Annotated in this window: 4 protein-coding genes and 1 pseudogene; 2 read left to right on the forward strand and 3 right to left on the reverse strand. The window is 68.1% G+C overall.

Annotated elements, in window-relative coordinates; all coding sequences use genetic code 11:
- Positions 1–1612: ATP-binding protein (locus DM816_RS38785; RefSeq protein WP_425455334.1), on the forward strand; the 1612-nt coding region annotated here is incomplete at its 5' end.
- Between the two features lie 624 nt (positions 1613–2236).
- Here the strand turns inward: DM816_RS38785 and DM816_RS38790 are convergent.
- Positions 2237–3268 carry a 2-oxoacid:ferredoxin oxidoreductase subunit beta gene (locus DM816_RS38790; RefSeq protein ID WP_117215475.1) on the reverse strand — a complete coding sequence of 344 codons (1032 nt, stop codon included), beginning with the start codon at positions 3266–3268 and terminating at the stop codon, positions 2237–2239.
- A complete protein-coding gene (locus tag DM816_RS38795) occupies positions 3261–5111 on the reverse strand; it encodes a 2-oxoacid:acceptor oxidoreductase subunit alpha (RefSeq protein ID WP_117215476.1) in 1851 nt (616 codons plus the stop codon). The genes DM816_RS38790 and DM816_RS38795 overlap by 8 nt, the downstream gene beginning before the upstream one ends.
- Before the next feature lie 178 nt (positions 5112–5289).
- On the opposite strand from DM816_RS38795, the gene DM816_RS44995 reads away from it, so the two are divergent.
- On the forward strand, positions 5290–6210 hold the full coding sequence (locus DM816_RS44995; RefSeq protein WP_246002618.1) for a golvesin C-terminal-like domain-containing protein: 921 nt from the start codon (positions 5290–5292) through the stop codon (positions 6208–6210).
- Here the strand turns inward: DM816_RS44995 and DM816_RS38805 are convergent.
- Positions 6204–7299: pseudogene (locus DM816_RS38805) on the reverse strand (hypothetical protein); the annotation flags it as partial. The gene DM816_RS44995 and the pseudogene DM816_RS38805 overlap by 7 nt on opposite strands.

A 7299-nucleotide genomic window follows, 5' to 3' on the forward strand; every position in this document is an offset into this window, starting at 1 on the left:
CGAGCTGGTCTGGCGCATCCCGCCCCTGGCGGATGCGCTGGAGCTGTTGCGCGAGCGGACCGCGGCCGCGCGCGGCGGGCAGCCCGGCGACGCGGCCGAAGAGAAACACCTGGCGCGGATCGCGGGCCGGCTCGACGGGCTGCCGCTGGCGATCGAGCTCGCGGCGGCACGGCTGCGCGTGCTGTCGGCCAAGGAGCTGGACCTGCGGTTGGGTGCGGAGCTGGGCTCGCTGTATGCATTGGACGCGGGCGAGCGCAACTCCACGATGCAGGCGACCGTGGAATGGTCCTACAAGACGCTGCCCGAGGAGGCGGCGCGGCTGCTGCGCTGGCTGTCGGTGTTCTCCGGCGCGGTGGATCTGTCCTCTGTGGAATGGCTGTTCGGCAAGGATCCGCTGCACCCGCTGACCGTGCTGGTCGACAAGTCGCTGGTGCAGGCCGAGCGGCACAACGGGATCACCTATCGGATGCTGCACCCGATCCGGGCCTACGCGGCGCGCGCTCTGACCGAGGCGGGGGAGGAGAGCGCGGCCCGCAACCGGCACGTGGCGTGGGCGCTGCGCGAGCTGGAGAAGGCGCGGCTCGGGCCCAACCGGCAGCCGGTGACGTTGTCGCTGTACTCGATCGACCCGTTGGCCGATGAGCTGCGGGCCGCGCTGCGCTGGTGCGCCACGGGCGGCAGCGGGCGAGCCGGGCTGAGGGTCGCCGTCGAGCTGGACCAGTGGTGGCGCGAGCGCGGTCTGGCCCGTGAGGGGCGGCTGTGGCTGTACCGGTTGTACGCCAGGCTGGCCGAGACCGGTGAAGCCATGCCGGATGCTGAGCTGGCACGGGCGTACCAGATCCATGCGACGCAGGCGGCGGCCGACGGCGAGTTCCCCGAGGAGATGCGGTTCAGCCGGCGGGCGGAGTCGTCCGCGCGCCGCGCGGGAGACCCCGGTCTGATGGTGCGGGTGCTGGCCGGGCGGGCGGGAGCGATCCGCGACGCCGGGCAGCCCGGCGACGCCGAGCAGATCTGCGGCCAGATCATCGCGTGGGCCAATGAGCACGGCGTCTCCGCTGACGCGCTGTTCGCGGTGTTCAACCTGGCCGAGCTGATGCTGTTGCGCGGCGCGCTGGACGAGGCGCAGCAGCTGCTGGCCGCGAGCCGGCACATCGAGCAGATGCGCCCGCTGGAGCGGGGCCGCCGCACGATCGACCTGTTGCTGGGCTTGGTGGCACTGCGCCGGGGCGATCTGGTCGCCGCGCATGAGCACCTGGCCGTCGCGCTGCGCTCGCGCATGACGTACGGGTTCCACAGCAGGGCTTGCATTGCCATCAAAGCGATGGCGGTGCGGTGCATCGCGGGTGGGGAGGTCGCCACCGGCGCGACCCTCTTCGGCGCCGCAGAGGCCGCGCACGCCCGATTGCAGTGCGGCCCAGGCGTTTTCGCGTCATATTGGCAGGAGCAGCAGCAGGCCGCGCAGGCCATCCTGGGCGATGCCGCCTTCGACGACGCCTATGCCCGTGGCACGCAGATGGGCCTGCAGGAGGCGGCCAATCTCGCGCTCGCCGTCGAGCACCCCGACATCGCCCAGCCCTCGGTGCGCTTCGGAGCCGTCGAAGCCCCCGCCTGACGAACCCGACCATAACGCTGTTGAAGATTCAGCCTTCCCGGAGACGGATCGGGAAGGCTGGAAGCCCGCGCCTATGGGTAGGGTCGGACAGCGCCGAGAACTGGTGCTTCCGGTTCATCGCAGGTAGACAGTAGTGGTTGCCGGCAGGTTAAGGAAGTGTGGACGCGCATGGAGCAGGGCTGGAGTGAACAGGGCGTATTGACGATCACCGGGATCGTGCTCGGGGCAGCGCTCATCATCGCCGCCATCCGCGCGATGTTCGGCGGTACCAAGAAAAAGAAATGAAAGCCTAAGCCTGAGTCCACCGGCACCGGGTTGGTGTCCATTTTGGACAGAGATGGAGAAGGCGTCCTCTGAACTGGGAAGATGGGAGTTGCTGAGACAACCATTACCCAACGTGAGAGGACACCTCGCGACCGGCGACTACGACCGCGCCCGGGGGGATTCTCGAAGCGGGCCTGCAGGTCGGCAACCAGCGCGAGGGTGAGGACTCGTGGGAAGGCCTGTGGAAGGCGTGATCAAAAGGCGGCCGGAAGCGACGCACCGCTGCCTACGCGTACGACTTCCGCATGCACGGCTGAAAATGGGGCTCGGCCGGACAGGCCGAGCCCCATCGTGCCGAAACTACAGAATCGTCCAGGTGTCGCCGGAGTTGAGCAGGGCCGTGAGGTCCTGCTCGGGGTCGCCGCTGGACTTCTCCTTGGCCTTGCTCACCTGACCGCGCACCAACTCGTCGTAGGACGTGCGCTGCACCGACCGGAACACGCCCACCGGGGTGTGCCGCAGGTCGGGACCGGCCAGCCGGGACAGCGCGAACGCATAGGCCGGGTCGTCCCGGTGCGCGTCGTGCACCAGCAGCTCCGAACCGTCCACTTCGGACGTGTTCTGGACGGTCAGCCCGAAGCTGCCCGCCGGGTGGGTGACCGCGAACTGGCCCTCCTTGCCGAAGGTCAGCGGCTGCCCGTGCTCCAGCCGGATCAGGTAGTCGTCGCGCGTCTCCGCGTCCTTCAACACCTCGAACGCGTTGTCGTTGAAGATGTTGCAGTTCTGGTAGATCTCGACGAACGCCGATCCCTGGTGCTGGGCCGCCGCGCGCAGGATGGACGTCAGGTGCTTGCGGTCCGAGTCGATCGTCCGCGCGACGAACGACGCCTCCGCGCCCAGCGCGAGCGAGATCGGGTTGAACGGGTAGTCCGCCGAACCCGCGGGCGTCGACTTCGTGATCTTCCCGACCTCGGACGTGGGCGAGTATTGACCCTTGGTCAGGCCGTAAATCTTGTTGTTGAACAACAAAATCTTCAGGTTCACGTTGCGGCGCAGGGCGTGGATCAGATGGTTGCCGCCGATGGACAGCGCGTCGCCATCGCCCGTGACCACCCAGACCTGCAGGTCCGGCCGCGAAACCGACAGCCCGGTCGCGATCGCGGGCGCGCGCCCGTGGATCGAGTGCATCCCATAGGTGTTGAGGTAGTACGGGAAGCGCGACGAGCAGCCGATGCCGGACACGAACACGATGCGCTCCCGCGGCACCCCGAGCTCGGGAAGGAAGCCCTGCATCGCGGCGAGGATCGCGTAGTCACCGCAGCCGGGGCACCAGCGGACCTCCTGGTCGGATTTGAAGTCCTTGGCCGACAACTGCAACGGCGCGCTAGGCATTCTTGATCACTTCCTCGAGCATGGACTCCAGTTGCGCGGACGTGAAGGGCATCCCGCGGACCTGGTTATAAGAGACGACATCTATGAGGTATCGCGCTCGGAGCACATGGGCGAGCTGACCCAGGTTCATCTCCGGCAGCACGACTTTGTCGTACGAGCGCAGCACGTCACCCAGGTTGGCCGGCAGCGGGCTCAGGTGGCGGACATGCGCCTGCGCGATGTTGAGCCCGCGCTGGCGCAGCGCCCGGCAGGCCGCCCCGATCGGTCCGTAGGTCGACCCCCAACCCAGGACCAGCACATTGGCCGACTCCGATGGGTCATCGACCTCGATGTCGGGCACGTCGATGGCCTCGATGCGGGCCGCGCGCGTGCGCACCATGAAGTCGTGGTTGGCCGGGTCGTAGGAGATGTCGCCCGTCTTGTCGGCCTTTTCCAGGCCGCCGATGCGGTGCTCGAGCCCGGCCAGACCGGGTGGCGCCCACGGCCGGGCCAGCGTCTGCGGGTCGCGCAGGTAAGGGTAGAACTTGCCGTCCTCACCGTTGGGACCGTCCGCAAAGGACACCTGCAGGTCGGGCAGCTCGCTCACCTCGGGCAGGAGCCACGGCTCGGACCCGTTGGCGATGTATCCATCCGACAGCAGGATCACCGGCGTGCGATAGGTCAGCGCGATCCGGCTCGCCTCGATCGCCGCGTAGAAGCAGTCGGCGGGCGACTGCGGGGCGATCACGGCCACCGGTGCCTCGCCATGTCGGCCGAACAGGGCCATGTTGAGGTCGGCCTGCTCGGTCTTGGTCGGCATGCCCGTGGACGGCCCGGCCCGCTGCACGTCGACGATCACCAATGGGAGCTCCAGCGCGACCGCGAGCGAGATGGTCTCGCCCTTGAGCGCCACACCGGGACCGCTGGTGGTGGTGACCCCGAGGGCCCCACCGTAGGCAGCGCCCACGGCCGCGCCGATGGCCGCGATCTCGTCCTCGGCCTGCATCGTGGTCACGCCCAGCTTCTTGTGCTTGCTGAGCTCGTGAAGGATGTCGCTGGCGGGCGTGATCGGGTATGCCCCAAGGAAGACGGGCAGCTTGGACCGGACACCGGCGGCCACGAGACCCAGGGCCAGGGCCGTGTTGCCGGTGATGTTGCGGTAGTGGCCCGGTTTCATCTGGGCCGGCTTGACCTCGTAGCGCACGGCGAAACCCTCGGTGGTCTCGCCGAAGCTCCAGCCCGCGGAGAACGCGGCCTTGTTGGCGGCGACCAGCTCGGGGCGGGCGGCGAACTTGCGCTCCAGGAACGTCATCGTCGACTCGTAGGGGCGCGAGTAGAGCCAGGACAGCAACCCCAGGGCGAACATGTTCTTCGCGCGCTCGGCGTCCTTCTTGCTGATCGGGTGGTCCTCGAGGGCCCTGAGCGTCATGCTGGTCAGGCCGACCGGGTGCACGTCGTAGCCCGCGAGGCTGTCGTCCTCCAACGGGTTGCCCGGGTAGCCCACCTTCTGCAGATTGCGCTTGGTGAACTCGTCGGTGTTGACGATGATCGTCGCGCCCTTGCGCAGCTCGGGCAGGTTGGCCTTGAGCGCGGCGGGGTTCATCGCCACCAGCACGTTGGGGGTGTCGCCGGGGGTAAGAATGTCGTAATCGGCGAACGCCACCTGGAAGCTCGAGACGCCGGGCAGGGTGCCTGCGGGGGCGCGGATCTCGGCCGGGAAGTTTGGCAGGGTGGAGATGTCGTTGCCGAGCTGGGCTGTCTCCGACGTGAATCGGTCGCCCGTGAGCTGCATGCCATCACCTGAATCGCCGGCGAACCGGATGACGACCCGATCCAGCTGCTGGACATGCTTGGGGACGGTCATCGGTAGTCCGACCTCCTTTAAAAAGCGTCTTCGAGGCAAGCCTACGTCGGAGGTAGGGAATGCCGCTTGCCGGACCCTAGTGTGTGCGTCACGTGACTCGGCGTCTACCCCTATCGATATGGACGCCCGGTTTGGTTAAATCCTTTCAACCTTTCCCCCGAGGATGAAAGGAATTGCCATGAGGCGATTCTTGATCTTCTTGTTAGGCGGTGTGCTGGCGACGTCGTTATTCCCGGTCACGGCCGCACAGGCGGCAACGGTCACGGTGGACAACGCCGATGCCGACCGGTTCGTCTCCAGTGCCAACTGGGGCACGTCGACGTGGTCGGCCCAGCGCTACGGCGCGGACTACCGCTTCGCCCCGCCCAACACCACCGCCAGCGATGTGGCGTGGTTCAAACTCGCCGTCCCAAGCGCTGGGAACTATTCGGTCGAGATCTGGTACCCGGCCGACGCCGGCTACAACGACTCGACCCCATTTGTCGTCGCCGCCGCGGGTGGCAACCAGACCGTACGGGTCAACCAGCGGGTCAACGGTGGTCGATGGGTCGGGATCGGCACGTTCTCCCTCGCCGCGGGCGACTACAACGTGGTCGGCGTGAGCCGCTGGACCAGCGGCACCGGCTATGTCATCGCCGACGCCGTCCGGATCACGACGGCCTCGGCCACGCCCACCTACTCGCTGCCGATCCCCAAGAGCACCCTGCCGCGCAGCGAATACGACGACCCGCACCACGACTACCCGGCCATCGACCTGCCCACGCCGACCGGGACGCCCGCCTATGCGGTGCGCGCCGGGACAGTGGTGCGGATCAATGACACCCTCTGCGGGCTGGGCATCAATTTGACCGGTACCGATGGAGCCATCTACACCTATTGCCACTTCAGCGCATGGTCCGTCGCCGACGGGGCCACGGTGACCGCCGGGCAGCGCATCGGCAGCACGGGCAACACCGGCAACTCCACGGGCCCGCACCTGCACTTCGGCATCCGTACCGGCTCGACCCGCCGCTGCCCGCAGAACTGGCTGCTCGCGGTGTACGACGGAGTCACGCCGCCCGCCGCATCCAGCCTGCCCACCTCGGGCTGCAGCTACTGACGCGGCACCGACGACGTCGGGGCCGCCCCGTCCGGCTGGGACGAGGGCGGCCCCGTCACCCCGACCAGCTTGTCTCCCCTCAGCTGGTACTCGGTCGCCTTGTCCCCGAGGTCCGTCCGCACGATCAGCCCGTTCGCCGATTCCTCCATGTGCCGGTAGATCACGGGACGGGGCACGCCCGTCGCGACCGCCTGCCATTGGCCGTCCACCAGGTCGAAAACGACCAGCAATGGGGACTGGCAGCTGATCTGCAGCACCATGTATGGCCGGCCGGTCCGGCCGAACTCGGCGAACACCGGCTCGGGCATATCGCTCATTTCTATCTGGTAGTACGCGCCGGACTTGCCGACCAGATAGGGCGTGACCCTGGGCTTCGGGTCCACATTCGCGCAGCGAGTCTGGCCCTCCACGGAGGCCACGCCGAGCTCTGTCACCGCCGGATACCGGGCGGGTTCCACGAGCCTGAGCTGGGAGCCCTGGAAGCGCCAGCCGGGCACCTTGCCGAATTCGTATTTCCAGGCCCGCGACGACGGGTGCGGGCGTTGGTCCACATAGAGCACGCCACTGTCGATCCACGTCTTGGCGACGATGGACTTGGGCCGTTCGAGCCAGGCCAGACCCAATAGCTCGTTGCCTTCGATGCCGACGATCAGCACCGCGGGCACCATGTCGTCGGACTCCGGACCGGGCAAGCAGGTCACCGTGAGTGCCGCCTCGGCGCGCCCGTCGCCGGTCAGATCGCCGATCGCGATCTTCGACGGCTGGAACTGCGCCCTGGGCCAACCATCGACCGGCCCCGCCACGAGATCCTGCTCGATGGGCGCGAATATGGTGGTCACCTCGGGGCAGGTGTCCCGCACGATGTGGTTCAGGTTGATCGTCACGCGGGACCAGTCCAGCGTGAGCATCGGGTCCGGCGATGGTGAAGCGGGCGGGGTCGGCGAGCCCAGGACGGGCGGCGGTGAGTCGTCGTGGCGCACCAACCGCATCCCGGCCAGGCCGCCCAGGATGACGAGGACCATCGCGCCCGCGGCCGTGGCGACGCGCGCCCGCCGACGCCGGCCGGCGCGGTCGAGGACCTCCTGCGCG

Source organism: Allorhizocola rhizosphaerae (genome assembly GCF_003426775.1).
GTDB lineage: Bacteria > Actinomycetota > Actinomycetes > Mycobacteriales > Micromonosporaceae > Allorhizocola > Allorhizocola rhizosphaerae.